Raw genomic sequence first — 26,176 nt, 5'->3', positions numbered from 1 at the left:
GGTCGCACTATGTCACGGTATCGCATTCGCTACGAGGAGCCGGAGTCCGGCGGAACCTTTGCGAGTCTCGTCATCGGCGCGGTCGCAGGATTCGCCGTCGGCATGCTCGTCGCCCAAAAATCGGGCGGCATCGCGGGCATCACGGCGCGCGTGAAGCATCGTTGGGCGGAGCTCGAGGAGAACGAGGGCGACGAACTGCCCGAGACCGACGCGGCGCGCGAGAGCAGCTTCGATGACGATCTGGACGAAGCCGAACGCGAAGACGAAGAAGAGCTCGAGGCGGAGTACGAGGCGGACATGGCCGCCGACGCCGAAAGCATGGAGGAAGCCGACGAGGCCGATGACGTCGACGAAGAAGATGCGCACGCCGCGCTCGAGGACGAGGTGCTCGAAGCGTTCCAGGCCGATTCGACGCTGCGCGAGCGCGCGATCGACATCAGCGCGGTTGGCGACGGCTTGATCGAGCTCTCGGGATGGGTCGACACGGACGACGAATCACATCACGCGGCCGCGGTGGCGCGGCGCGTCGCCGGTGTCGAATCGGTGGTGAATCGATTGGCCGTGGGCCAGGCAGACGCCGTCGAGCGCGCGCGCGACGAGCATCGCGAGCACGGTGCGACGCGGCGTCGCACGGCGGATCGCGACCGCACGAGCGAGGAGCACGAATAAGAGCGCTCGGCCCCGCTGGCCGCGTGGCTTCGTGAAGATGGGGTGGACATGCGGCATGCTCCGGGCGAGCAGCGTCGCGTCGCATTGATCGGGCTCGTGGCGCCTGCTCGTCGAAGCCAGCCCACGCGAATATCTTTCGAGGTCTATGCGCGCAGACCTCGCCCCCCAGTACGATCCCGCCCAACTCGACGCGGCGCTGTATGCGCGGTGGAAAAGCGCCGGCGTGTTCACCGCCCACGCAGACCGCACGACCCGACTCGGCGGCGATCGCGTTCCGTTCGTCATCGTGATTCCGCCGCCCAACGTGACGGCGGTGCTGCACATGGGTCATGGTTTGAACGACACCGTGCAGGACGTGATCATGCGCTGGCGTCGCATGGCCGGCGACGAAGCGTTGTGGGTGCCCGGCACCGACCACGCTGGTATCGCCACGCAGAACGTGATCGAGCGCCAGCTGGCGCAGGAAGGACGCACGCGCTTCGACCTGGGACGCGACGCGTTCGTCGAGCGCACCGCGACGTTCGTGGCCGAGACCGGCGGCGTGATTCTCAAACAGCTCGAGGCGATCGGCGCATCGTGCGATTGGACGCGCACTGCCTACACGTTCTCGCCCGAACTGTCGCGCGCCGTGCGCGAAGCGTTCGTGCGCCTGTACGACGCCGGGCTGATCTACAAGGGACACCGTGTCATTCACTGGTGCCCCCGCTGCCTCACGTCGCTCAGCGATGAAGAAGCGGAGTTCGCGGACGAGCGCGGCGAGCTCTATCAGATCGCATACCCGGTAGCCGGCCATCCGGATCGCCGCGTCGTGGTGGCGACGACGCGCCCCGAGACCATGTTAGGCGACGTGGCCGTGGCGGTGCACCCCGACGACGAGCGATATCGCGACCTCGTTGGGCAGCACGTGGTGCTGCCGATCGTGGGCATCGAGATCCCGGTCGTCGCCGACGCGTACGCCGATCCCGCGTTCGGCACCGGCGTGGTGAAGATCACGCCGGCGCACGACGCCAACGATTTCGACGTCGGCGTGCGGCACGGCCTGCCCACGCCGGTGGTGATCGACGAAGTTGGCGCGATGCGCGACGGGGCCGAAGCGTCGGGCCGCGTGCCCGAGTCGCTGCGCGGACTCGACCGCTTCGATGCGCGCGCACGCATTGTCGAGATGCTGCGTGCGACCGGCCAGCTCGTGAAGGTTGAGCCGCATCAACACGCCGTGCGCCACTGCTACCGTTGCGACACCGTGGTCGAGCCGCGCCTGTCCGACCAGTGGTTCGTGCGCATGGCGCCGCTCGCCAAACCGGCGCTCGAGGCGCTGCGCGACAAGCGGCTGCGCGTGCTGCCCGAACGATGGGAAGCCGTGTACGTGAACTGGATGGAGAACATCCGGGACTGGAACATCTCCCGCCAGCTCTGGTGGGGGCATCGCATCCCTGTGTGGTACTGCGACGGGTGCGGCGGCGACTCGATCGTCAGCCGCGAGGACGTCGCGGCGTGTCCGCGGTGCGGCGGCGCGGTGCGGCAGGACGAGGACGTGCTCGATACGTGGTTCTCGTCGTGGCTGTGGCCGCTGTCGACGTTGGGCTGGCCTAACGAAGAGGCGCGCGACCTCGCCGCGTTCTATCCGACCGACGTGCTGGTGACGGCGCCGGAGATCCTGTTCTTCTGGGTGGCGCGGATGGTGATGGCCGGCTGCTTTTTCATGGGCCGCGAGCCGTTCCACACCGTGTACCTGCACGGCACCGTGCGCGACATGCAGCACGTGAAGATGTCCAAGTCGTTAGGCAACGGGATCGACCCGCTCGACGTCGTGCAGTCGTACGGCGCCGACGCGCTCCGCTACACGGTGATCGCGGGGCTCGGCCTGGGCACGGACGTGATGCTCGATCCGACCAATCTCGAGCAGTCGTTCGCGCCGGGGCGCAACTTCGTCACCAAGCTGTGGAACATCGGCCGGTTCATCCTGCAGAATCTGGGCGACGCGCCGGCGCCCGCGCTGGCGGACATCGCCCCCGCGCGTCTCACGCGCGCCGACGCCTGGATTCTTTCGCGCCTCGACGCCGCCATCGCCGAGTGCGACGCGGCACTCGGGCCGGCGCGGCCGGACGCGGCGCGCGCTGGGCGCTGGACGCCAGGCGAGCTGTACGCGGGATTGCGCTTGAGCGAGCTGGTGGAAGCCGCGCGGCGCTTCGCGTGGAACGAGCTCGCCGACTGGTACGTCGAGAGCACGAAGCCGCGGTTAGGCGGTTCCGATGGCGATGTGGCGCGCGCCGTGCTCGTGCACGCGTTCGACGCCGCGCTGCGTCTCCTGCACCCCGTGGTCCCGTTCATCACCGAAACGCTCTGGCAGGCCATCGCGCCGCGCGGCGCCGACGAGTTCCTCGCGCGCGCCGCATGGCCGGTGCGGCGCGGGCGCGATGACGACGCCGCGCGCGAATTCGAGCTGGTGCGCGAAGCGGTCGGCGCGATCCGTCAGATCCGCGCCGAGTACAACATCGCGCCGGGGGCGCGCGTCGCTGCGCGGCTCACCGGCGCCCAGGATCGCTCGGCGCGGGTGCTCGCGCACGAAGCGGCGCTCATCGGGCATCTCGCGCGTGCCGACGCGTCCGCGGGCGACGAGCCCGGCAACGGCGAAGCGGCGGCGCACGCGGTGCTGAGCGACGGCTCGCACGTCCGCGTGCCGCTCGCCGGCACCATCGACCTCGGCAAGGAATGCGGCCGGCTGCGCGGCGAGCTCGAGCAGATCGCGTCCCTGCGCGCCGGCATCGAACAGCGGTTAGGCAACGAGCGCTTCGTGACGCGCGCCAAGCCGGACGTCGTGGCCGGCGAGCGGCGGCGCCTCGAGGAGCTCACCACGCGCGCGGCGCAGCTCACGGCCAAGGTGCACACGCTGTGCGGCGGCTGACCGCCGCGCTGGTCCTTGCGTTAGGCGCGTGCGCGCAGCCTGGCGCGCCGCCGGGTGGACCGCCGCGCCACGTCGCGGCCAAAGTCGATTCGATCATCCCGGACAGCGGCGCCACGAGAGTGAAGGCCAAGGAAGTCCAGATCCTGTTCGACGAAGTGGTGTCCGAGAAACCCGCCGCGCAGGGCGCGAACGACCTGAGCGCCCTCGCGCTCATTTCGCCGAGCGACGGTGAAGTCCACGTGGGTTGGCACCGCAAGCGCCTCTCGATCCACGGCAAGCACGACTTCAAGGCGAACACCGCGTACACGGTGACGCTCCTGCCCGGACTCGCCGATCTGCACGGCAACGTCATCAAGACGCCGATCACCATTGTGTTCTCGACCGGCGATTCGATTCCCAACACGCGCATCGCCGGCATCGCCTTCGACTGGGTGGCCGGCAAGCCGATCCCGAACGCGATGGTCCAGGCCATCCAGCGACCCGACAGCACCGTCTATCTCGCGCGCGCCGATTCGTTAGGCGGATTCGTGCTCGCCCACGCGCCCGCGGGCACCTACACCGTGCAGGCCTGGAACGACGCCAACAACAACCGCCTGATCGATCCGCACGAAGTGTGGGACAGCATCCACGTCGTGCTCAAGGACAGCGCGCGGCTGGAAATGCTCGCCTTCGCGCACGACACCGTCGCGCCGCGCATCGATCAGTTCTCGATCGTCGACTCGAGCGCGGTCCGGGTGACGTTCGACCGCGCGCTCGACACGGCCCAGAAGATCGACACGGCGTTGTTCGTGGTGAAGCGCGCGGATTCGTCGCTGGTGCCGATCAAAGCTGTCGAGCGCGGGAACGTGTACGATTCCGTACGCGCAGCGACGATGCCGAAGGACACGACGCACAAGGCTGATACCACGAGCAAGGCCCCGCCGACGAAGGCGCCGCCCACTCCGCCACGCCGCGGCGTGTTGGGCGGACGGGGTGCGCGAAACCTGCCGACCGCCGACACGACCAAACGCGCGCCGCTGCCCAAGCCGAGCCGGCCGAGTCCGGTGATTGAAGTGGTGGTGATCCTGGCCGAGCCGCTCGAGCCGGGTACATCGTATCGCATTACCGCGCGCGACGCGCGCAGCCTGCTCGGGTACAAGGCGAGCCCGAGCCGGGTGTTCACGATGCCGAAGCCGGCGCCGCCATCGACGAAGCCCCAAGCGCATCCGCCCAAACCAAAGGCGGACACGACGAAGGCGCCGCCGCCGCACAAGCCATGACCGACCCTCGACGCGCGCTGCCAAGCGTGCACACGCTGCTGGACTCCGAGGCGGTGCGTCCGCTGCTCGAGCGCGCGCCGCGCGCGCTCGTCGCGGACGCCGTGCGGGACGCGGTGGAGCAGGCGCGCCGCGATCCGGATCGCGCACCGCGCGATCCGGCATCGTGGCGCGCGGCGGTGGATGCGGCGCTGGACGAGCGGGAGCGCCGCTCGCTCCGACGCGTGCTCAACGCGACCGGCGTGGTGCTGCACACGAACCTCGGCCGCGCGCCCCTCGCGCGCGCGGCCATCGACGCGATCGCGCAGGCCGCCCAAGGCTACTCCAATCTCGAGTATGATCTCGAGCACGGGACGCGCGGCACGCGCTACGTGCATTGCGTCGGGTTGCTGCGCGAGCTCACGGGCGCCGAGGACGCGCTGGTGGTGAACAACGGCGCCGGTGCGATGGTGCTCGCGCTCAACACGTTCGCCGAGGGCGCGGACGCGATCGTGTCGCGCGGCGAGCTGGTGGAGATCGGCGGCAGCTTCCGCGTGCCCGACATCATGGCCAAGAGCGGCGCGCGGCTGGTGGAGGTGGGCACCACCAACCGGACGCATCCCGAGGACTATCGCCGAGCGTTAGGCGGCGCCGGCAGGCGCGGTGCGCTCGTCAAGGTACACCGCTCGAACTTCGCGATCGAAGGGTTCGTGGCCGATGTGCCGGTGCGCACGCTGGCGCCGCTCGCCGCCGCGGCCGGCGTGCCGGTGCTGCATGATCTGGGGAGCGGGTTGTTCGTGCCGCTGGACGCGTACGGCCTGACGGGAGAGCCGGTGGCGCGCGATGCGGTGCGCGACGGCGCGACGGTCGTGACGATGAGCGGCGACAAGCTCTTGGGCGGTCCGCAGGCGGGCATCGTGCTGGGGACGCGCGACGCGGTCGAGCGGATGCGGCGCAATCCGCTGACGCGGGCGCTGCGGGTGGACAAGCTCACGCTGGCGGCGCTCGAGGCGACGCTCGCGCTCTACCGCGATCCGGCGCGCGCGCTGCGCGAGATTCCGGCGCTGGCGATGTTGACGGCGCCGGTGGCGCGGATCCGGGAGCGGGCGGTGGCGTTAGGCGCGAGGCTGGCCGGCGGCGGCATCGCGGCGGCGGTGGTCGACACGGACGCCACCGCCGGCGGCGGCGCGTTCCCGACGACGCGCATTCCCTCGGCGGCGCTTGCGTTAGGCGGCGACGCCGCGGCGCACGAGGCGCGCTTGCGCGCCGCGCGCGCCGGCGGCGTCCCGGTGATCGGCCGCATCGCCGATGGCCGGCTGCTGCTCGACCTGCGCTCGGTCCCCGAAGACGAGGACGACGCACTCGCCACCGCCGTCCTCGCGGCCCTCGCGTGACGATGCGCCCTGCGGTGTTCCTCGATCGCGATGGCACGGTAAACGTCGACGCCGGCTTCGTTCGCCAACCGGCCGATGTCGTCCTGATTCCCGGTGCGGCGCGCGCGATCGCACGCCTCAACGCCGCGCAGGTGCCGGTAGTGATCGTCACCAACCAGTCGGGCATCGGCCGCGGGCTGATGAGCACGGCCGACTACGCCGCCGTGCGCGACCGGCTGGCCGAGCTGCTGCGGGAACAGGAAGCATACGTGGACGCGACCTACGAGTGTCCGCACGATCCGCGCGTCGGGGCCTGCGAGTGCCGCAAGCCGGGGACGGCGCTGTTCACCCGCGCCGCGCGGGATCTCGACCTCGCGCTCGACCGCTCGTGGTACGTCGGCGACCGGTGGCGCGACATCGCGGCCGCACTCGAGTTAGGCGGCGAGGGCGTCCTCGTGCCCGCCGCCAGCACGCCCGACGAGGATCTGCGCCTGGCGCGCGAGCGCGCGCGCGTCGTCGACACGCTCGGCGAGGCGGTCGATACCGTGCTCGCGTCGCTCGCCGCGGTGCGATGACGGGCGACACGCGGCGGATCGCCGTCATGGCATCGGGGCGCGGCTCCAATCTCGATGCGCTGCACCGCTATCTCGCCGCGCTCGGGCCGCGGGCGGCGGCGACGATCGGACTGGTCGTGTGCGACCGCGAGGCCGCCGGCGCGCTCGCGCTCGCCTATGCGTTAGGCATCGACGCCCGCGTCGCCGCGCCGGGCCCGGATCAGGGCGAACGCCTGGCGTCGCTGCTCGCGGAGTTCGAGGTCGATCTGGTCGTGCTCGCCGGCTACGTCCGGCTCGTCCCCGATGATGTCGTGCGCGCGTATCGCGGCCGCCTGGTGAACGTGCACCCTGCCCTGCTCCCTGCGTTCGGCGGCCGGGGGATGTACGGCGGGCGCGTGCATCAGGCCGTCCTCGACGCCGGCGCCCGCGTGAGCGGCGTCACGACGCACTTCGTGGATGCCGTGTACGACCGCGGCGCGATCATCGCACAGTGGCCGGTGCCGGTGGCGCACGGCGACACGGCCGCATCGCTCGGCGCGCGCGTGCTGCGCGTCGAGCACCTGCTGTATCCGCGCGTGGTGCAGGCCGTGGCCGCCGGCCGGGTGTCGCTCGACGACGCGGGCCGAGCCGTGTGGGCGGATGCGGCGCCGCGCCGCGGACTGACCTTCGTTCCCGAATCGCTGGAGGACCACGAGATTGTCCGGTACATCGACGATGCGCTCGACTGTTCGCCCCGTTAGGCGCGGCGCGCGCGTCACCCTCGTCGCGGCGCTGATCGCGATGGCGGCGGCTCCGGTCGTTGGCCACGCCCAGGGCGCGGCCGCGCCCGACACCACGACGCTGCCGGCGCTCGAGTCGTGGATCGCCCTCGACGCGTCGCCCGGCCGCGAAATGGCAGCCGACGCGATCATCGAGCGCGCGATTCCGGGATGGCAGCGCGATGCGTTAGGCAACCTTGTGATGCGCCGCGGCAGCGGCAGCCCCCGGCGCATCGTGGCCTGCGCCATCGACGAACCGACCTTCGTCGTCAGCGAGCTCACGGCCGACGGCTATCTGCGCCTCCACGATCCCGTCGGCCTGCCCCGCAATCCATTGTGGACGCAATTCCACGAAGGCCAGCGCATCATCGTGCACACGCGCCGCGGTGGCGTGTCCGGCGTGATCGGCGTCCGCAGCGTGCACCTGTGGCGCGGCCGTTCGCCCGGCGACGCGCCGGCGAGCATCGAGAACCTGTGGGCCGACGTCGGCGCGCGCAGCAGAGCCGAGGCGCAGGCGATGGGCATCGAGCTGCTCGACCCGGTAACGCGCGACTGGCCGCGCTGGACCTACGGCGATTTCGTCGCCGGCCCGGGAGCCGCCGACCGCACCGGATGCGCGGCCGTCGCCGCCGCGGCGAGCGCGGCGCCCGAACACGGCGAAACGGACTACGTGATCTCGGTCCAGCACGGCTTCCGTTGGGCGGGTCTGTCGGCGGTGGTCGCTTCGTTAGGCGGCGCCGATACGCTCGTGCTCGCCGTCGCGCCCCAGACGGCGCCCGGACCGGGCGGGCCGCCCGTGAGCGCACGCACGGACACGCGGGCGCCGTTTCCTGCGCTGCCGGGCGTCGAGGTTGGCACGACGATCGAGCTCGGCGTGCGCTCGCGCTACCCCAACACGCTCGTCGAGAGCATCGACCAGGGCGACGCCGAGCAGTACGAGGCTGCCGTCGCGCGCGCGGCGGGAATCGCGTCGCGCCCGCCGTTCGTCGAGCTCGACGTGCCGGCCGAGCGCACGAACGAGCCGCGCGACAGTCTCGCCGCCGCGGCCTCCCTGCTCCGCCGTCTCGCCGACGCGTACGGCGTGTCGGGCGACGAAGGCCAGGTGCGCGATGCGGTGCGCGCCGCGCTTCCCGAGTGGGCCGCGGCCAACGCGCAGGTGGATACGGCGGGCGACCTCATCGTCGCCGTTGGGCCGGACCGCGACACGACGGTCTTCGTCGCGCACATGGATGAGGTGGGCTTCGCCGTCTCGCACATCGCGCCAGACGGCACGGTGTCGCTCGCGCGCCGCGGCGGCTTTCTGGGCTCGCTGTGGGAAGGACAGACCGCCATCGCGCACGTCGATTCCGGGCAGTCGCATCTGAACGTGCGCGGGATTTTCATCCCGCGCGACAGCGCACACACGGCGCAGCCGCGCGAGCTCACGGCGTGGTTCGGCTTCGATTCCGCAGCGCTCGCCGCGCGCGGCGTCGCCGTCGGCACCACGATCACCAGCTACAAGAAAGCGGCCCGCTTCGGCGCGCTGCGCTTCTCGGCGCGCTCGCTGGACGATCGCACCGGCTGCACGGCCCAGCTGCTCGCCATGCGCGCGATCAATCCGGCCACGCTGACGCACAAGGTGATCTTCGCATTCTCGGTGCGCGAGGAAACGGGACTCTTCGGCGCGGCGGCGATCGCGGCGGCGTTGGGCACATCGGTGCACCGCGTGCACGCGATCGACACGTTCGTGTCGGCCGACGATCCGATGGAGAGCGACCGCTTTGCCGACGCGCCGTTAGGCGCCGGGGCCGTCGTCCGCGCGCTCGACAATTCGAGCGCCACGCCGCCCGCCGAGGTCGATCGCGTGCTGGCGATCGCGCACGCGGCGCGCATCCCGATCCAGGTCGGGACGACCAACGGCGGCAACGACGGGAGCGAGTTCGTGCGCTGGGGCGCCGTGGACATTCCCATCGGCTGGCCGCTCCGCTACTCGCACTCGCCGGCGGAAGTGATCGATCTGCGCGACGTGTTGTCGCTCAGCCGCGTGATCGAGCGCCTCGCGCGCGCCTCGGAGCCTGCGCGTCGTCCGACGCCGCCGGCCGCGGCGAAACCGTAATCCCGAACCCAGGAATCATGCCCCGCGCACTACTGTCGGTATCCGACAAGTCCGGTCTCGTCGACCTCGCCCGCGGCCTCGCCGGCCACGGATGGGAGCTCGTGTCCACCGGCGGCACCGCGCGCGCGCTGCGCGACGCCGGCCTAACGGTGAAGGACGTGAGCGCCATCACCGGCGTCCCGGAAATGCTGGACGGCCGCGTGAAGACGCTGCATCCGGCCGTCCACGGCGGCCTGCTGGCGCGCCGCGACCTGCCCGAACACATGCGTGCGCTCCGCGAGCACGACATCGCGCCCATCGATCTGGTCGCGGTCAACCTGTATCCGTTTCGCGAGACCGCGGCGAAAGCCGATATCAGCGCCGAGGACGTGATCGAGCAGATCGACATCGGCGGTCCATCCATGATTCGCTCCGCGGCCAAGAACTTCGCCAGCGTGTACGTGGTGGTCGATCCGGCCGACTATGCGCGCGTGCTGGCCGCGGTCGAGGCGAGCGATGACGATCTCGACCTGCGCACCCTGCTCGCGGGCAAGGCATTCGCGCACACCAGCGCCTACGACGCGGCAATTGCCGGCTGGTTCGCCTCGCAGCGCGAGGGCCTCTTTCCGGAATACGTCGCGCTGTCGCTCGAGCGCGCGCAGTCGCTCCGGTACGGCGAGAATCCGGATCAGCGCGCCGCGTTCTACATCGAGCGGCCGGGCGCGGGGCTGCAGGGCCTCACCCAGCGCGGCGGCAAGGAGCTCAGCTTCAACAATCTGCTCGACCTCGAGGGCGCGCTCCTCGCCACCGATTTGTTCGCGGGCGACCGCCCCTGCTGCGCCATCATCAAGCACACCACGCCGTGCGGCCTGGCGTTAGGCGAGACGGCGCTCGACGCCTATGAGAAAGCGTTGGCCTGCGATCCGGTGTCGGCGTTCGGGTCCGTCATCTCGGTGAACGTGCCGGTGGATGAGGCCGCGGCGCAGGCCATCTCGCGGCTCTTCGTCGAGTGCCTCGTGGCGCCCGCGTTCTCCGAAGAAGCGGTCGACATCCTCGGCCGCAAGAAAAATCTGCGCGTGCTCGAGGGGCGCGCGCAGTGGGACAAAGGCGCGTTCGACTTGAAGCGCGTGCGCGGAGGATTCCTCGTCCAGGAGCGGACCGGCATTGGTGACGAATTGTCGTCGTGGCGGGTTGCTACGAAGCGCTCGCCGACGCGCGAGGAGCAAGCCGACCTCGAGTTCGCGTGGCGCGCTGTGGCGAGCGTCAAGTCCAACGCGATCGTACTCGCTCGCAACGGCGCCACGATCGGGATCGGCGCGGGCCAGATGTCGAGGGTCGATGCGTCCTTCCTCGCCGTGCACAAGGCGAAAGGCGCCGGACACGATACCCAGGGAGCCGTGCTCGGATCAGATGCTTATTTTCCGTTTCGTGACGGCGTCGACCAGGCCGTCGAGGCCGGCATCACCGCGATCGTCCAGCCCGGCGGCTCGGTGCGGGACGATGAAGTGATCGCTGCCGCCGATGAGCGCGGCATCGCCATGGTGCTCACCGGCAAGCGGCTCTTCCGCCACTAGACTAACGGACGCCTCGCGCGTCCCTCTTCCCGATCGCATGGCCACCACCGAGCTCGACTATCGTCCCTCGTACCGGGCAGCCGCCATTGCCGGCGTGCTCGTGTTCGTGCTGTACCTGCTCACGCTGTCGCCGTCGACGGCGATGTGGGACACGAGCGAGTACATCTCGGCCGCCTACGTGCTCGGCCTGCCGCACCCGCCCGGCAATCCGTTGTTCGTGCTCATCGGACGCCTGTTCGCGGTGCTTCCGCTGGGCTCGCTCAGCGTGGCCGTGAAGATCAACATGTTGGCGGCGCTGACGAGCGCGATCGCGGCGGCCATGTGGTTCCTGGTCGCCGAGCGCGTGCTGGTGTCGTGGCTGCCCGACCGGTGGCAGCGCATCGTCGGCGGCGCGTTAGCCACGCTGGTCGGGGCGACGGCGTTCACGGTGTGGAATCAGTCGGTGGTGAACGAGAAAGTGTATACGGTGTCGTTGATGGGCCTCGCGATCGTGTCGTGGCTCACGGTGCGGTGGTCCGACGACCCCGAGGGACCCGCCGCCGACCGCACCCTGGTGCTGATCGCGTACCTGCTCGGGTTAGGCAACGCGAACCACATGATGGGACTGCTCGCCGGCCCGGCGGTGGTCGTGGCCGTGCTCGTGCGGCGGCCGGATACCCTGCTGCGCTGGAAGCTGCTCGCCGTGATTGCCGGCGCGTTCCTGCTCGGCAACACGCCGTTCCTCACGCAGCCGATTCGGGCGATGCACCATCCGCCGATCGATGAAGGCGAGCCCACGACGTGGAGCGCGTTCTGGTACAACTTCAACCGCGGCCAGTACGGGAAGCCGTCGGTGTTCGACCGCCAGGCCCCGTTCATCGGGCAGTTAGGCATGTACTGGCTCTACTTCAAGTGGCAGTGGATCCGCGACGCCGCCGGGCAGAACGGATTCTGGCAAGCGTTGATGGCCGTCGCGTATATGGCGCTCGGCCTGTTAGGCGGCTGGGTGCACTGGAAGCGCGACCGGAAGTCGTTCTGGTACCTCGGGACGTTCATGTTCACGCTGACCCTGCTGCTCATCTGGTACCTGAACTTCAAGTACGGGTACAGCCAGTGCACGGCGATGGGCAATCCGCCCGGCGTGCCGTGCGAGGTGCGCGACCGCGACTACTTCTTCATCGTCAGCTTCTCGGCCTGGGGCGTGTGGGTGGCGCTCGGCCTGGTGTGGGTGTGGAGCTACCTCGGCTCGCTGGTCGGCAGCGAAGGCGTGAAGCTCGGCAAGGCGTACGAGACGCTGCCCACGCGCAACGGATGGCTCGGCGTGTCGCCGTTGCTCCTCGTCGCGTTCGTTCCGTTAGTCGCGAACTGGACGGCTGCGTCGCGCGCCGGACAGACCGACACGCGCGACTTCGCGCACGACCTGCTCAACAGCGTCGAACCGTACGGCATTCTCGTCACGGTGGGCGACAACGATACCTTCCCGCTCTGGTACGCGCAGGAAGTGGAAGGCATCCGCAAGGACGTGATCGTCGCCAACACGTCGCTGCTCAACACCGACTGGTACGTTAGGCAGCTGATCCAGCGCCCGGTGTACACGTACGACAGCCTCGCGGGGCCCGCCATCTATCGAGGACATGCGTGGCCCAAACCGGCAGGGTCGCCGTTGCACCTCACGATCGATCAGGCAAACGCGCTGCCGCCGTCGGTCGAAATCACGCAGCCCGAGATCTTCAAGGCGGGCAACCTCACGGCAACGATTCGGCCGCAAGTGCTCGCGCGTGCGGACGTGGTCGTCTTGCGCATGATTCGCGACTCGTGGCCCGAGCGCCCTGTGTACTTCAGCCGTACGGCCGGCGGCTATCCGGGTGACCTCGGCCTCGAATCGCATTTGTTGACGCAGGGTCTCGCGCGCAAGCTGCTGCCGCAAGAACCGGTGGCGGGCAAGGACACGGTTCCCGTGCCCGGCGAAGGCATGCTCGACGTGAAGACCTCGGATTGGCTCTGGAACCACGAGTTCCAGGCGCCCACGTCGCTCGCGCGTCGTTCGATGTGGGTGGACCGCGCGTCGGTGGGCATCCCGTATCTGTACATCGCGAGCGGCGCGACGCTCGCCGAAGCCGAGCAAGCATCGGGCGGCGATGCGAAAGACGCGGACCACATCATGTCGCAGGTGCAAGCGATCGCGAACGCGACGGGCTTGCAAGGGTTGTTTGCGCCGCAACCGGCGCAACCGCCAATCCCGCTGCAGCCGGAGTCGAATGCGACCAAGCTGCTCGACACGACCAAGCCGAAGACCAAGCCGAAGAAACCGTGATCGACTCTGATGCACGCGTCGTCGCGGGTTGCGTGCCCGGCAGCGATGGGTGATGTTTTGAAGTCTGGAGGGCTAGACCTAACTGGTAAGGCAGCGGTCTTGAAAACCGCCGGGCGAAAGCCCTTACAGGTTCGAATCCTGTGCCCTCCGCCTGGTCTGGCAATTCGGGCGAGACGCGATACCGAAAATGCTGGAGTGGTGGCCGAGAGGCTGAAGGCGGCGGTTTGCTAAACCGTTATAGGGTTGAAAAGCCCTATCGAGGGTTCGAATCCCTCCCACTCCGTTCGAGGGAAGCGCGCGGTTGCGTGCTTCCCTCGTTGCTTATGTTACCCGCATGCCTTTACTGACCTCGGCTCCCCGCGTTCGCTTCGCGCCATCGCCCACCGGCTATTTGCACGTGGGCGGTGCACGCACGGCGTTGTTCAACTGGTTGTTCGCGCGAAAATATCACGGACAGTTTTTGCTGCGCATCGAGGACACGGACAAAGCCCGCAGCACCGACGAGAGCACGCGCGCAATCTTCGAGGGCCTCACGTGGCTCGGTCTCGACTGGGACGAACAGGTGGTCTACCAGGCGCAGGGATTGGCGCATCACCAGCGCGATGCGCGGTTGCTGCTCGATCGCGGGCACGCATACCGGTGCTTCTGCACGGCGGCGGAGCTCGACGCCCAACGCAAGGCGGCCGGTGCGCGGGGCGAGAGCTTCCGCTACGACCGGCGCTGCGATCGGCTTTCGCCCGACGAGGTGCAACGCCGCGTGGAGGCAGGCGATCCGTTCGTCGTCCGGTTCCGGGTGCCTAACGGAACGACGTCGTGGGACGACGTGGTGCACGGCCCGATCGCGTTCCCGAACAAGGACATCGAGGACTTCGTCATTCTGCGCTCGGACGGAACGCCGATCTACAACATGGCGGTGGTGTCCGACGACATCGCGATGGCGATCTCGCTCGTCATGCGCGGCGACGACCACATCTCGAATACGCCCAAACAGATTCTCCTGTACGACGCGTTAGGCCACGCGCTGCCGCGCTTCGCGCACGTGCCGATGATCCACGGCTTGGACGGGAAGAAGCTGAGCAAGCGGCACGGCGCCACCGCGGTCGCCGACTACCGCAACGAGGGCATCCTGCCGAGCGCGATGGTGAACTTTCTCGCGCTGCTGGGATGGTCGCCGGGCGGCGATCGCGAGGTCATGACCCTCGATGAAATGATTTCCCTCTTTTCCACCGACGGCCTGCAGAAGAAGGCAGCGGTGTTTGACACGAAGAAGCTCGAGTGGATGAACGGGCAGCACCTGAGTCTCACGCCGTCGACGGAGCTCGAGCCAAGGGTGACGCCCGATCTCGTTGCGAGCGGACTCGCATCAGCCGAGGATCTTTCGGCGAAACATGTGTGGTATCTGTCGCTGCTCGACCTGCTCAAAGTTCGCGCTCGCACGGTGCACGACATCGTGCGTCAGGCTGCGCCGTACTTTCCGGGCCCGCTTTCCTATGACGAGGATTCGGTGGCGAAGCAGTGGAAGGATCGAGCGGCCGCGCGCGACGTTCTGTCATCGGTACGCAAATGTTTGTCCGAGCTCACCGACTGGCAGACGACATCCCTGGAAGAAGCGCTGCGCAAGCTCGCGGAAACACGCGGCGTAGCCGCCGGCAAGATCTTTCAGCCGCTGCGTCTCGCGCTCACAGGAATGACCGTGAGCCCGGGAATCTTCGATGTGTTGGTAACAATGGGCCGCGACCTCGCCTTGCGTCGCATCGATGATGCGGTCCGATATCTCGAGGTGGATCAACACTTGTTGACGTAGCTGTTGACCGAACTCTTGGGTTCACACTATTGTTGCGCAGAGGAAGTTCACCGGGAATTCACACTCGTTTGGATTCCCGGTTTCGCATCATCGGGGGGAGCCCATGCCCGAGACGTTGACGCCGATCGAGCGAAAGGTCTATAACTACCTGCTCGACTTCCTCACCGCGAATACGTATCAGCCGAGCGTACGCGAGATAGGACGCGAGTTCCGCATCAAATCCACGAAGACGGTGTCGGAAATTTTGCAGTCGCTCGCGCGCAAGGGATTCATCGAGCGCGATCCGTCGCGGTCGCGCGGCGTGCGGCTCCTCGGGTACCAGGCCGCCGGCCGCACGATGCCGGTGCCGCCGTACGCGACCGCGGCGCCCGGGCCCTCCGACACGCGCACCGCGTACCTGACGCTCGACCGCCGCTTCTTGCCTAACGAGCGCGTGTTCTACGTCCGGGTGGAAAACGCCGGCGCCGCGCACGGCGGCGCCATCCTCGATGGCGACTACGTTCTGGTCGATCCGGTGGCGAGCGCATCGCCCGGCGACCTGTGCGCCGAGCGCGATGGCACCGGCGGCGGCGTGACGCTGCGCATCGCCGACAGCGCGCGTCCGCACACCAACGGCAGCGCCGCTACTGTGTTAGGCAAGGTGTGCGGCGTGTTCCGCCCGTTCTGCGAGGTCGACGACCGTTAAGGCGGACAAATCGGACAGGAACGAACAAGCCCGACGGTAACGGCGGACACATCGGACCGGAACGGACAAAGCCGGAGACAAAGGCGGGCACCGCGATTCGCGGCCGGACAGACTAACGGAACGGCTGGGTTTTTCCGGCTTTGTCCGTTCCTGTCCGATTTGTCCGCCTTTACGGTTGGGAAATCACGCTATCCGCGGACTGCTTGTGCCGCTGGCGATCCTTCATCTCCTCGTCGTGCTCGCGCTGCTTGCGCTCGCGGATCGCCTTCACCGCCGCATTGAACTCCTCTTCGTTCATCGCCGCCTGCGCGTTGTGCGCGATCAACTCGTGTTCCTCCTGGAACAACTTGTTTTCGTTCGACGTGATCGGGTTCGCGCCCTTGTTCAGCGGCAATAACGCGAGAATGGCCGTCGGGATCTTGTGGTCACCGATGTAAATGTTCTTCGGATCCATTCCCCACTTCTTCCCATCCTTGTTGAACGTCCAGTCGCCGGGCGCCCTTCCCTGATGTTCGGCGATCGCCTGCATCGAATCGATATGCGGCTGCAGCCGCGCCATCAGCACCGAATCCAGCTTCTGCGCTTGCGTGCGCGGCGCGCCCATCACCGGTCCGGGCGGGAGCCACAAACGCGGATCGGAGAATGACGGCGTGATGCCACTCTCGGCGCCTCCCACTCCCACTTTCTCGCCCGTGCCCTGGCCGCCGCTCGGCACCGATGCCTGTGGCGCCGCCTTCGGGATCACGGTCGGCGTCGTGGCCGGCGCGGCCAGATGGCGCACCGGTCCCTTCTCCTTCGGGATGTTGTTGCCGCCGTTGCGGCCGGTCCGCGTCACCCCTTCGTTAGGCACCTGGAAATAGCTGATCTTCTGGACCGGCACGTCCGCGTGCTCGTGCAGCCATCTCTGGAACGGCATCGGCACGGCCATGATCCACACGAGTCCCGCGATCAGGACGACGTGCAGGCCGATCGAGATGACCAGCGCGCCACTCGGTTTCCGCGTCATGCGACCGCCGCCTCGAAACTCTCGAGCACACGACCCGCGCGTTTCGCCGCTTGGGCGATGCGCGCCGGAGACGTGATGAACGAGATGCGGAAAAATCCCTCGCCGCCCGCGCCGAACGACGAGCCCGGCAGCACCACCACGCCTTCTTCGTTCAGCAATCGCTCGGCGAACGCACCGCTCGGCACGCCCGCCGGCAGCGGCAGCCAGAGATACATCGTCGCGCGCGGCGTCTCGCACGTGAAGCCCGCGGCGCGGAATGCCTCCACGGCCGCGTCGCGCCGCTCGGCGAACGTGCGCACGTTGTCGGGCACGAAGCGCTCCCAGGCATCGAGCGCCGCCGCACCCGCTGCCTGCACCGCCATGAACGTTCCCGTGTCGAGGAACGACTTCACTTTGGCGAGCACGCTCGCGATTTCGGGACGGGCAACCGCCCACCCGCAGCGCCAGCCCGTCATGTTGTACGTCTTGGACAGCGAATGGAACTCGATCGCGACGTCGCGCGCGCCATCGATCTCGAAGATGCTCGGCGGACGGTACCCGTCGTACGCGAGCTCCGAATACGCGTTGTCGTACGCGAGCAGGATGTCGCGCTCGCGACATTGCCTAACGACGCGCTCCAGATAGTCGCGCGGCGCGATCGCCGCCGTCGGATTGTTCGGATAGTTGAGGTAGAGGAGCTTTGTGCGCGCCAGCACGTCGCCCGGTACCTGGTCCAGCTCGACGAGGAAGTCCGCCCGCGGATCGAGCGGCACGACGTGCGGCGTCCCATCGGCCAGCAGCGTGCCGCCCAGATACGCCAAGTATCCGGGCTCGGGAATGATCGCGACGTCCCCTTCATCGAGATATGCGAGCGCGAGATGCGCGATGCCTTCCTTGGATCCGATGAGCGGAACCACTTCGCGCATCGGATCGGCGTTCACGCCGAAGCGGCGATGCATGAAGCGGGAGACCGCCTCGCGGAACGCCGGCAGTCCGGCGCCGAATCCGTAGCGGCTCATCGCGGGGTCGTGTGCCGCACGCTCGAGTGCGGCAACTGCCTCGGCAGGCGGTGCCAGGTCCGCGTCGCCGGCGCCCAAGTCGATGACGTCCACGCCACGGGCCGCGAGCTCGCGCTTTTTCTGCGGGATCGAAGCCAGGAGGTATTCGGGCAAGCGGGCGTAGCGAGACGACTTAGGCGGCATGACCCTCAATCTACAGCGGCGATGGGGTACGGCACACGCGCAAACGCCCGTTCGACCGTGTGTTCACCCCGCAGCAGCCACGGAGTTCCGTACCAGGCTTCCTGCGACCTGCACTTCGACCACGTCCCCTACGTCCAATCGGCCGACTCCTGACGGTGTTCCCGTGGCGACGAGATCACCAGGTTCCAGGGTCATGATGCTCGATATGTACGCGAGCAGCATGGGAATGGCAAAGACCATCTCGCTGGCCGACGCATGCTGGCGAGCGGAGCCATTGACGCGAGTGGTGACCTCGAGCGAATGGAGGTCTTGCGGGGCGGGCACTTCGCTACCAACTGGACAGAACGTGTCGAATCCCTTGGCCCGCGTCCATTGCCCGTCGCTGCGCTGCAGATCGCGCGCCGTGACGTCGTTGAGCGCCACGATCCCGCGAATGCCGCGCCGAACGTCGGCCTCGTCCACGCGAGACAGCCGCGTTCCAATCACAACACCGATCTCTCCCTCATACTCGACTTGCGACGAGACCGTTGGGAGCACGATTGCGGCGCCGGTACGAATCACGCTCGACGGCGGCTTAAGAAAAATCAACGGCTCGGCGGGCACATCGTTGCCCAACTCCTTCGCGTGTGCGCGGTAGTTGCGGCCCACGCAGACGATCTTGCCCGGTCGAGTCGAGTCGTTCACGTCGTTGCTCCGTAGAAGTGGCTCACGTGATGGCGCGCGCGCGCCCACGTGTCGATTACGCGCGCCGCCGGCGGAAGCGTTGCGAGCATCGCCTGCCCGTACGTTTTTTTGACGATGCGCGGATCGCACAGCACGACCACGCCGCGGTCCGTCTGCGACCGGACGAGCCTTCCGAAGCCCTGCTTCAGGCGCAGTGCTGCGTTGGGCAGCATGAACTCGACGAACGGGTCGCCGCCACGCTCGGCGATGGCCTCGCAGTGTGCGGCGGTGAGCGGGTCGGTGGGCACGCGGAACGGGAGCTTGGCGATGACCAGGCCGCGGAGCGCGTCGCCAGGGACGTCGACGCCTTCCCAGAACGAGGCGGTGCCGACGAGGACCGCGCGACCCGAGTCGCGAAACCGGCGCAGGAGCGCGTCGCGCCCGTCCTCGCCATGGACGAGGAGCGGCCAGCGAGCGCCGTCGGGGCACGCGCGGATGACTGCGGCCGCCGCGCGCACATCGCGATGGCTCGTGAAGAGCGCGAACAGGCCGCCGTCCGACGCCCGGGCGAGGTCGAGCACGATCTCGATAGACGCGCGCAGGTGCCCCTCCCGATCTGCGTTAGGCACCGGCACGTCGGTCGGCACCACCAGCAGCGCCTGCTCGGCGAAGTCGAACGGCGACGGGAAGACGGCCGTCTCGGGCTCGACCTCCGGTTCCGTTAGGCCGAGCCGGCCGGTGAGGTAGGCAAAGTCATCGCCGGCGGCGAGGGTGGCGCTGGTGACGATCGCGGTCTCGAGGCGGGCGAACAGATCCACGCGCAGAATGGGCGCGAGGTCGAGCGGGACCGCGGTGGCAGCCAGGTTGCGGTCGCGGCCGCGCGACTCGAGCCAGCGCACCGTGGGCGGCGAATCCGGCGGCGGCCGGAGCGCGCGCGTGAGGCCGTCGCCGAACGCCTCGAGGCGCCGGACGACGCCGCTGATCTCGCGCACGAGCGCCGCCGCGGGGTCGGCGGCCTCCACGTCGACTTCGAGGCGGTCGCGCACGAGTCGGAGACCATCGCGCAGCAGGCCGATCTGGCCGAGGAGATCGGCGAGCGCGGCCTCGAGGCCGCCGCGCCATACGGGATGCGCCTCGAACTCGTCCGTTAGGCGCAGCACGGGCTCGCCGGCCTCGCGGAGCACCGTGTCGAGCAGCGCGAACACCGTGGCCGCCGAGTCGCGCGCGAACGGGACGACGGGAACCAGCCGCGCGGTGACGAGGTCGTGGCTCGCGGTGCTGTACAGGTCTTGTCGTCCTTCGAGACGCGCCGCGAGGACGGCCAGCAGCCCGCGGCCGCCGCGCCGCTCGAGGCGCGCCAGCAGGCGTTCGACGGCGCGGCGCGTGACGCTCGTCCCCAGGTGGGCGGCCGCCGCATCCTCGAGATGGTGGCCTTCGTCGACGACCAGCCGACGGTACGCCGGGAGCACCGCGGCGTCGCCCCAGTTCTGCTGCACCCGCCTAACGGCGAGGTCGGCGAGCAGCAGATGGTGATTCACGACGATGACATCGGCTTCGGCGGCCTTGCGGCGCGCGGCGAACACGAAGCAGTCGGCGAAGTGCGGGCACTTGAGCCGTCCGCAGAGATCCGGCTCGGCGGCCACTTCATCCCACGCGTCCGGGCTCGGCGGCGAGGGAAGATCGGCCAGTGATCCGTCGCTCGTCCGCGCGGCCCAGGCGCGCAGGCCTGCGATTTCGTTCGTCACCCCGCCCTCGAACAACGATGCGCCGTGCGCGGCGGCCTGTTCGAGGCGTTGCAGGCACACGTAGTTGCGCCATCCCTTGAGGAGCGCGAACCGCACCTTCTGGTCGGTGAGGGCGTCGGCGAGGAACGGCAGGTCCTTGCCGACGAGCTGTTCCTGCAGGTTGATCGTGTTGGTGGAGACGATCGTCCGCTCGCCGTTCGCGGCTGCCCAACGGAGCGCCGGCACCAGATAGCCCAGCGACTTGCCGACGCCGGTGCCGGCCTCGAAGAGCCCGATGCCGCCGCCGTTGTAGAGGCGCGCGATGGCTGCCGCCATGTCGCGCTGGCTTTCGCGGTCCTCGTATCGCGTGAGCCGCGCCGAGATCGGGCCGTCGGGCGCGAGCGTCGCGCGCACGGCGTCGAGCGCCAGCCTGACGGCGTGCTTCTGGCGCGGGACCTCGACCACGACATAGAGCGCCGATGCCGCGTTGTCCACGATGCCGAAGCCGATGCCGTCCACGTGGATGCGCGCCGCGACCTCGAGGTCGGCGTCGGATGGATCGAGGCGGCCGCTCGGATGGTTGTGCAGCAGCATTTCGCCGCGCTCGGCGAATCCCGGGAGCGCGAGCACGCTGTCTACGCCGCCGCGCGCGACCACGCGCACGCCCTGCACCACGCCCTCGGCGTCGAGCGTTGCCGCGAAGCACACTTCGCGTCCGCCCGCGAGCGCGATGGCGGCGCGCAGCGCCGCTGCGGCGCGGGGCGAGAGGCGCCGCTCCGATGCGGTCTCGTTAGGCGAGGCCGGCCGCGTCGCGGTCATCGGGTCACGGGAGCGTGCACCGCGTCGGGCCCAGATCGATCAGTGCCGATGCCCGGATCCCATGCGCTAGGTTTTCAGCGGCTTCTTCTTCGCCGCCGGAAACAGCACGTTATTCAGGATCAACCGGTAGCCCGGCGAGTTCGGATGCAAGGAGAGATCGGTGGGCGGATTCCCGATGGCGTGCTGCGGATCTTCGGGGTCGTGGCCGCCGAGGAACGTCCAACTGCCCTTGCCGTAGTCGCCGTGGATGTACTTGACCCAGGGGGCACCGGGCTCGTCGGCCAGCACCGTGACACCCGGCTTGAGCCGGTTCTTCATGAAGCTCGTCGTGACGCCGTAGAAATCGGGGATCACGGTGCGGTGATCCTGCACCAGCATGGATGGAACGGGATCGAATTTGGCGCTGAACGCGAACAACGTGAACGTGCCTAACGGCTGGCGGCGCCCCGGCACGTTGGCCTGGTGCCCGTCGATGTCGCTCATCGAATTCACGTACGGCGACTGCTCGAGGTGCGCGTCGCGGAACGCCAGGCTGGCGTTCCAGTCCATTTTCGCGTCGGCGTTCGGGTCCATGGGCGTGCCGTCCGCGAACACCGAGGCGATATCCACGTCGTGGCCGGCCAGCGCCAGGTCGAGCGTCTCGGTGGCGCCGCACATCGCGAACAGGAACCCGCCGTTGTTCACGTAGTCGCGGATTTTCATGGCCACATCCTTCTTCAACGCCGGAATATTGGGGAAGCCCAGCTTCTTCGCCATGGCGGCGTTGGTGCGCTGCATGTCGACGAACCACGATGCGCCGCTGTACGCAATGTAGAACTTGCCGAGCTGGCCGGTGAAGTCTTCGTGGAAGAGATGTACCCAGTCGTACTTGGCGAGATCGCCGTGCTCGATCTCTTCGTCCCAGATCGGCGTGTATGGAATGCCGGCGTATCGGAGCGCGAGAATCACCGCGTCGTCCCAGGGCGGCGAATAGGGCGCGGTGTAGACGGCGATGCGCGGCGCTTTTTCGAGCGGCACCGACTCCATGTTCGCCTGGGACATCTGGTTGCGGATGTCGGACAAGGTCGCGTCGTCGATCGGTTGCGTGGTGATGCCATCGAGCGCCGCGCGGCGGCGCAGCTCGGGCGTATCGGGCAGGAGAAACGATCCGCCGCGGTAGTTGAGCAGCCACTCGCCGCGTGCGCCGTCCTTGAGCGCGTTGTAGGTGAGGCCGTAGGCCTTGAGGTGGTTGGCCTGGCCGTCGTCCATCGGCACGAGCAGGTGCTGCGCCCGGGCCGCGTTAGGCAGCAGCGCCAGCGCGAGGACGGCAAGGCATTTCAGCGTTTGTGGTAACGACATCGACTCACGATGTGGAAGGCACCGATTGCCGCGCGAGCTCCAGCTCGCGCCGCGCCTGCGGGACCAGCGCGCTCTGCGGGTAGGTGAGAATCAGGTGCTCGAGGCGTTCGATCGCGGCCGGCCCTTGCTTAGACCGTCTGAGGATCCGCGCCCACTCCAGGTCGGCTTCCGGCGCTTCCGGACTCTGCGGCAGCGAGTCGACGATGGTTTTCCAGGCGGCGATCGCCTGCGGGCCATCGCCGTGGGCGGTGTAGAGCCGCGCGGATGTCGCAATAAGGAGCGATCCCGCGTCGGGGAGCGACGGAGCGACGGAGGCGAAATCGGCGGCCGCGGCGGCCGTATCGCCGCGGGCGAGCGTCAAGTACGCGTTGCCTAACGCTTCCGACTTGGCGGCGCGGGTGCGGTCGAGCAGGGCCAGCACGGCGAGAGCGTCGGTCGCCGGGTTGCTCTGCCCCTGGAGCCGGCGGCGCGCACCGGCCAGGTCGCCTTGATAGAGCGCGATCCATCCGGCCGCGGCATCGTCGCCGCCGCCACCGGATGCGAGCGCCTGCCGGGCGTGATCGAGGTCGCCGACACGCACCCAGCCCCACGCGAGCAGCCGCGCATTCTGCGCCTGCTCGTCGGCGGACATCACGTTGCGGTAGGCGTCGAGGAGTCTGGCGCCGTCGGCGGGTTTGCCTAACGCAGCCAGGGCGCGCAGGTGGATCGGGAGCGCGGTGGTCGCCGCCTCCGCGGAATCGAGGTCCGTCTCGGCCCGCGCCGCGAGCGACGCGGCGCCGGCGGCGTCGCCGCCGGCGAACGCGTCGTTCGCGGCGCGGACCAAATACGCCGGCGTCGGATCGGCCTGGTCGGCCGCGACGAGCGCGTCGCGGGCGACCAGCCACGCATTCGCCTGCTCGGCGCGGTGCGCAAAGTCGAGCCACGCCGCCACCGTCGCGCTGTCCGGCCGCAGCACGTGCAGCGCCGTCCACCCTTCGCGCGGCGCGCCCCACGCCAGCTCGAGCGCGCCCAACACCTTGAGCGGCGGCGTGCTCACCGGCGGCGCCGCCAGTGCCCGCCTAACGGCGTCGCGCGTCCCGGCCGGCGTCGGAAAGAGCGCGAACACCGCCGCGTCGGCAAGATATGGATTGTCGGACACGGCCTCTCGCCACGCGCGCGCCGAGGGCTCCCACTTCCCCATCGCCGCATCAAGCTGCGCCACCTCGTACGAGAAGCCGCGGCCGCTGCCGGCCTCGGCTTGCGCCAGCTGAAGCACCGTGTCGGCCTGCGCGGTATACCCATCCTCGATGAGCATCCGGGCGTATTCCTGATACGGCGCCGGGTCGTGCGGCACATCGTGCCGCCACTGATCGAACGCACGCTGCATTCCGGCGTGATCGCCCAGCGATCGATACGTGCGCAGTTGCGCCGCGCGCAGTGCCGTGAGCCGCGGTGCGCGCGCAATCGCCGAATCGAGGATGGGGAGCAGCGAGTCGGATCGGCCGAGCTGCGCGTACACGCGCTCGAGGCCGAGCATCGCCGGCAGAGAGTTCGGCGTCTGGGCGAGCGCCTGACGGTACGCCACCGCCGCCGAATCGTACTGATCGCGCGTCTCCAGGTCCTGTCCGCGGAGATACGCCGAGCCCACCGAGTCCGGGTTCTGGGCGCGCGCCTCGCCTGACGTTAGGCAGAGCGCGGCGAGGACCATCGCTGCCGCGCTACGGTTGATCCGCATTGATCCGCTTGAAATACTCCAGCACGGCGCGGCGTTCGTCCGGCGTCAGGCCGCGGAGCTCGTTCCAGGTGGGCTCGCGGAATTTTTCCACCGCACGGCCGCTCGACACGGTGCCGGTCGTGATCGCCGTGTCGATGCGCGCCGTCTCCGCCTGCCGCTTGCCCTGATCCTCGCGCTCGTTCTGCTCCAGCGTTAGGCCAGCGTCCAGCAGGCGGTGGAACAGCTGCTGCTGGCGTTCGAGCAGCGACGGATCCACGCGGCCGCGATCCAGCTGATCCGCGATCTGCCGCATCTCCTTGGCCAGCTCCGCTGCGCGCTGCTCACCGTTGCCGGCGTTGTCGACACCGTTCGCGATCTCACGCTGCCGCGCGGCCAACGCCCGCGCCTGCGCCATCATCTGCGCCGACGGCTCGGCGCCAGGCATGGGCATGAGCCCGGCCGACTGCGAGTTGACCGCGCCCTGCTGTTTCGCCGCATTGCGCATTGCCTCGATCATCTCCGCGAACCCGGACGCGGATGATCCGTTCGCCGCGCGTGCCCGATCCTGCACCATGCTCGCCGCGGCGCGATTCAGCGCGTCCGCGGCGTCATCCATGTCCGACGCCATCTCCTCACCGGCGCGCGCACCGTCGGCCGAACTGCGCGTTGCCGCTTGTACGCGCTGGCTCGCGTCCGCCATCGCGCCCTGCGACCGCGCGGACACGTGCGCGGACTGTCGCGCAGCCTGGTCGAGCCGCTTCTGGATGCGTTGCACGCCCTGCTGCACCGCGCTCTGGTCCGCGCGCAATCCATCGGTCTGTCCACTGCGCGCGCGGTTGGCGAGCTGCTGTTGATCGCGCGCCAGCTGCATCGTTTCCTGGATCGAGCGATCGAGCTCGGACGTGACCTGATTCTTCCACTCCTGAATCTGCTGCTCGCGTGCATCCGCGAGCTGCTGCTGCACGGCGTCCATCTGTTGGGCCGCCTGACCGGCAGCGCTCGATCGTTGGGCGCGAGAGCCGCCGGCCTGTTGGCCCTGCTGCGACTGTTGCCCTCGTTGCCCCTGCTGTCCTTGTTGGGCTTGCTGTCCTTGTTGGGCTTGCTGTCCTTGTTGCGCTTGCTGTCCTTGTTGCGCCTGCTGGCCCTGTTGTCCTTGCTGCTGCGCGCCCTGGCGTTGTTGGGCGTGATCGCGCTGCTGCGATTGCGACGCCGAGTCGCCGCGCTCGGGCGCGGCGCGGGCGACGGACGACGCGGAGGAATCGGCGCGCTGTGGCGCGCCTTGCAATTTCTGCGGTCCCGACTGGGCCGAGTCCTGCCGCAACCGCTTCTGTAAGTCGGTGAGGTTCTGCGCCAGATCGCGCGAACGCTGGCTCAACTGCTGCGCCGTGCGCGAGGCCGACGAGTCGCCGCGCGCGCCGCTGCGCTCGAGCGAATCGGCGAGCTGGTGCTCGCCCTTCGCGATGTCGCGCGCCTCGTCGTGCAGCGTCTGCATCGAGCCCTCGAGCGCGGCGCGCTTGAGCATCTCGGCGCTGCGCTCCAGCTGATCGCGCAATTTCTGTTGGGCCTGCGCCAGGTTCTGCATCGCGCGGCGCGCCTGATCGGGCGACAGCTGCTGCGTCGCCTTGAGCACGTCGTCGAGCTGCTTCTGGAGCTCGGGCGTGAGCGCGTCGCGCAGCATCTGTTGGGCGTCGTGCAGTTGCTGGGTGAGCGCCGAGTCCATCACGCCCGCCGCGCGCAGCTGCTGCTCGAGCGCCTGCGCGGTTTGTTGGGCCTGGCGCACGCGGTCGGTGAGCTGCTGCTGCTCCTTCGCCAGCGCCTTGGCCTGCTCGGC

At 68.9% G+C, this 26,176-nt stretch carries 18 protein-coding genes and 2 tRNA genes; 13 read left to right on the top strand and 7 right to left on the bottom strand.

The genetic code is table 11. The annotated features are described in order from the left end of the window. The first annotated feature begins 9 nt into the window (after positions 1-9). The 13 genes from VFW04_10275 (at position 10) to VFW04_10215 (ending at position 15,921) form a co-directional block, all read left to right on the top strand. Positions 10-669: a BON domain-containing protein gene (locus VFW04_10275; protein HEX5179706.1), complete on the top strand. Its 660-nt coding sequence runs from the start codon at positions 10-12 to the stop codon at positions 667-669. Between the two features lie 145 nt (positions 670-814). Further along, positions 815-3,571: a valine--tRNA ligase gene (locus VFW04_10270; protein ID HEX5179705.1), complete on the top strand. Its 2,757-nt coding sequence runs from the start codon at positions 815-817 to the stop codon at positions 3,569-3,571. Then, entirely contained in the window at positions 3,559-4,830 is a 1,272-nt protein-coding gene (locus VFW04_10265; GenBank protein HEX5179704.1) for an Ig-like domain-containing protein, read from the top strand. The genes VFW04_10270 and VFW04_10265 overlap by 13 nt, the downstream gene beginning before the upstream one ends. Beyond that, the gene (gene selA, locus VFW04_10260) at positions 4,827-6,200 is read left to right on the top strand and encodes an L-seryl-tRNA(Sec) selenium transferase (protein HEX5179703.1); all 1,374 of its coding nucleotides are present in this window, start codon (positions 4,827-4,829) and stop codon (positions 6,198-6,200) included. Before VFW04_10265 ends, selA begins: the two co-directional genes overlap by 4 nt. Before the next feature lie 2 nt (positions 6,201-6,202). Then, the gene (locus VFW04_10255; GenBank protein HEX5179702.1) at positions 6,203-6,754 is read left to right on the top strand and encodes an HAD family hydrolase; all 552 of its coding nucleotides are present in this window, start codon (positions 6,203-6,205) and stop codon (positions 6,752-6,754) included. Then, positions 6,751-7,473, top strand: a complete 723-nt coding sequence (locus tag VFW04_10250) for a phosphoribosylglycinamide formyltransferase (protein HEX5179701.1) — start codon at positions 6,751-6,753, stop codon at positions 7,471-7,473. Before VFW04_10255 ends, VFW04_10250 begins: the two co-directional genes overlap by 4 nt. Further along, on the top strand, positions 7,448-9,586 hold the full coding sequence (locus VFW04_10245) for a M20/M25/M40 family metallo-hydrolase (protein HEX5179700.1): 2,139 nt from the start codon (positions 7,448-7,450) through the stop codon (positions 9,584-9,586). Before VFW04_10250 ends, VFW04_10245 begins: the two co-directional genes overlap by 26 nt. Before the next feature lie 17 nt (positions 9,587-9,603). Beyond that, positions 9,604-11,139, top strand: coding sequence for a bifunctional phosphoribosylaminoimidazolecarboxamide formyltransferase/IMP cyclohydrolase (gene purH / locus VFW04_10240; GenBank protein HEX5179699.1), 1,536 nt, complete (start codon positions 9,604-9,606; stop codon positions 11,137-11,139). Between the two features lie 37 nt (positions 11,140-11,176). Beyond that, positions 11,177-13,432: a DUF2723 domain-containing protein gene (locus VFW04_10235; protein HEX5179698.1), complete on the top strand. Its 2,256-nt coding sequence runs from the start codon at positions 11,177-11,179 to the stop codon at positions 13,430-13,432. Between the two features lie 66 nt (positions 13,433-13,498). Then, positions 13,499-13,582 (top strand) — tRNA-Ser (locus VFW04_10230). 42 nt (positions 13,583-13,624) lie between these two features. After that, positions 13,625-13,715, top strand: a tRNA-Ser gene (locus VFW04_10225). Between the two features lie 51 nt (positions 13,716-13,766). Then, positions 13,767-15,236 carry a glutamate--tRNA ligase gene (gltX, locus tag VFW04_10220; GenBank protein ID HEX5179697.1) on the top strand — a complete coding sequence of 490 codons (1,470 nt, stop codon included), beginning with the start codon at positions 13,767-13,769 and terminating at the stop codon, positions 15,234-15,236. Positions 15,237-15,339: 103 nt separating this feature from the next. Further along, positions 15,340-15,921, top strand: coding sequence for a hypothetical protein (locus tag VFW04_10215; GenBank protein HEX5179696.1), 582 nt, complete (start codon positions 15,340-15,342; stop codon positions 15,919-15,921). A 169-nt stretch (positions 15,922-16,090) separates the two neighbouring features. On the opposite strand, the gene VFW04_10210 is transcribed toward VFW04_10215, so the two are convergent. The 7 genes from VFW04_10210 to VFW04_10180 all read right to left on the bottom strand — a co-directional run. Beyond that, on the bottom strand, positions 16,091-16,927 hold the full coding sequence (locus VFW04_10210) for a hypothetical protein (protein HEX5179695.1): 837 nt from the start codon (positions 16,925-16,927) through the stop codon (positions 16,091-16,093). Continuing rightward, on the bottom strand, positions 16,924-18,108 hold the full coding sequence (locus tag VFW04_10205; GenBank protein HEX5179694.1) for an aminotransferase class I/II-fold pyridoxal phosphate-dependent enzyme: 1,185 nt from the start codon (positions 18,106-18,108) through the stop codon (positions 16,924-16,926). The genes VFW04_10210 and VFW04_10205 overlap by 4 nt, the downstream gene beginning before the upstream one ends. A gap of 63 nt (positions 18,109-18,171) precedes the next feature. Further along, positions 18,172-18,792 (bottom strand): fumarylacetoacetate hydrolase family protein, encoded by a 621-nt coding sequence (locus VFW04_10200; protein HEX5179693.1) that lies wholly within the window; start codon positions 18,790-18,792, stop codon positions 18,172-18,174. Then, complete coding sequence (locus VFW04_10195) at positions 18,789-21,314, bottom strand: helicase C-terminal domain-containing protein (protein ID HEX5179692.1); 2,526 nt, start codon at positions 21,312-21,314, stop codon at positions 18,789-18,791. Before VFW04_10195 ends, VFW04_10200 begins: the two co-directional genes overlap by 4 nt. 66 nt (positions 21,315-21,380) lie before the next feature. Then, the gene (locus VFW04_10190) at positions 21,381-22,652 is read right to left on the bottom strand and encodes a hypothetical protein (GenBank protein ID HEX5179691.1); all 1,272 of its coding nucleotides are present in this window, start codon (positions 22,650-22,652) and stop codon (positions 21,381-21,383) included. 4 nt (positions 22,653-22,656) lie between these two features. Beyond that, positions 22,657-24,366, bottom strand: a complete 1,710-nt coding sequence (locus VFW04_10185) for a hypothetical protein (protein ID HEX5179690.1) — start codon at positions 24,364-24,366, stop codon at positions 22,657-22,659. Further along, the coding region (locus VFW04_10180) for a hypothetical protein (protein ID HEX5179689.1) at positions 24,350-26,176 on the bottom strand (1,827 nt) is incomplete at its 5' end. The genes VFW04_10180 and VFW04_10185, both read right to left, overlap by 17 nt.

Source organism: Gemmatimonadaceae bacterium (assembly GCA_036273715.1).
Taxonomy (GTDB): Bacteria; Gemmatimonadota; Gemmatimonadetes; order Gemmatimonadales; family Gemmatimonadaceae; genus JADGGM01.
The sequence above is the reverse complement of the archived record's forward strand: the minus strand, read 5'-3'. Positions and strand labels throughout refer to the sequence as shown.

What these genes read in the sequence shown, in the direction of transcription:
- VFW04_10255 (HEX5179702.1), top strand. Translation starts at nt 6,203, where the DNA reads ATGCGCCCTGCGGTGTTCCTCGATCGCGATGGCACGGTAAACGTCGAC.
- purH (HEX5179699.1), top strand. Translation starts at nt 9,604, where the DNA reads ATGCCCCGCGCACTACTGTCGGTATCCGACAAGTCCGGTCTCGTCGAC.
- VFW04_10205 (HEX5179694.1), bottom strand. Translation starts at nt 18,108, where the DNA reads ATGCCGCCTAAGTCGTCTCGCTACGCCCGCTTGCCCGAATACCTCCTG.
- VFW04_10245 (HEX5179700.1), top strand. Translation starts at nt 7,448, where the DNA reads ATGCGCTCGACTGTTCGCCCCGTTAGGCGCGGCGCGCGCGTCACCCTC.
- VFW04_10190 (HEX5179691.1), bottom strand. Translation starts at nt 22,652, where the DNA reads ATGTCGTTACCACAAACGCTGAAATGCCTTGCCGTCCTCGCGCTGGCG.
- VFW04_10270 (HEX5179705.1), top strand. Translation starts at nt 815, where the DNA reads ATGCGCGCAGACCTCGCCCCCCAGTACGATCCCGCCCAACTCGACGCG.
- gltX (HEX5179697.1), top strand. Translation starts at nt 13,767, where the DNA reads ATGCCTTTACTGACCTCGGCTCCCCGCGTTCGCTTCGCGCCATCGCCC.
- VFW04_10185 (HEX5179690.1), bottom strand. Translation starts at nt 24,366, where the DNA reads ATGCGGATCAACCGTAGCGCGGCAGCGATGGTCCTCGCCGCGCTCTGC.
- VFW04_10195 (HEX5179692.1), bottom strand. Translation starts at nt 21,314, where the DNA reads ATGACCGCGACGCGGCCGGCCTCGCCTAACGAGACCGCATCGGAGCGG.
- VFW04_10250 (HEX5179701.1), top strand. Translation starts at nt 6,751, where the DNA reads ATGACGGGCGACACGCGGCGGATCGCCGTCATGGCATCGGGGCGCGGC.
- selA (HEX5179703.1), top strand. Translation starts at nt 4,827, where the DNA reads ATGACCGACCCTCGACGCGCGCTGCCAAGCGTGCACACGCTGCTGGAC.
- VFW04_10275 (HEX5179706.1), top strand. Translation starts at nt 10, where the DNA reads ATGTCACGGTATCGCATTCGCTACGAGGAGCCGGAGTCCGGCGGAACC.
- VFW04_10235 (HEX5179698.1), top strand. Translation starts at nt 11,177, where the DNA reads ATGGCCACCACCGAGCTCGACTATCGTCCCTCGTACCGGGCAGCCGCC.
- VFW04_10215 (HEX5179696.1), top strand. Translation starts at nt 15,340, where the DNA reads ATGCCCGAGACGTTGACGCCGATCGAGCGAAAGGTCTATAACTACCTG.
- VFW04_10210 (HEX5179695.1), bottom strand. Translation starts at nt 16,927, where the DNA reads ATGACGCGGAAACCGAGTGGCGCGCTGGTCATCTCGATCGGCCTGCAC.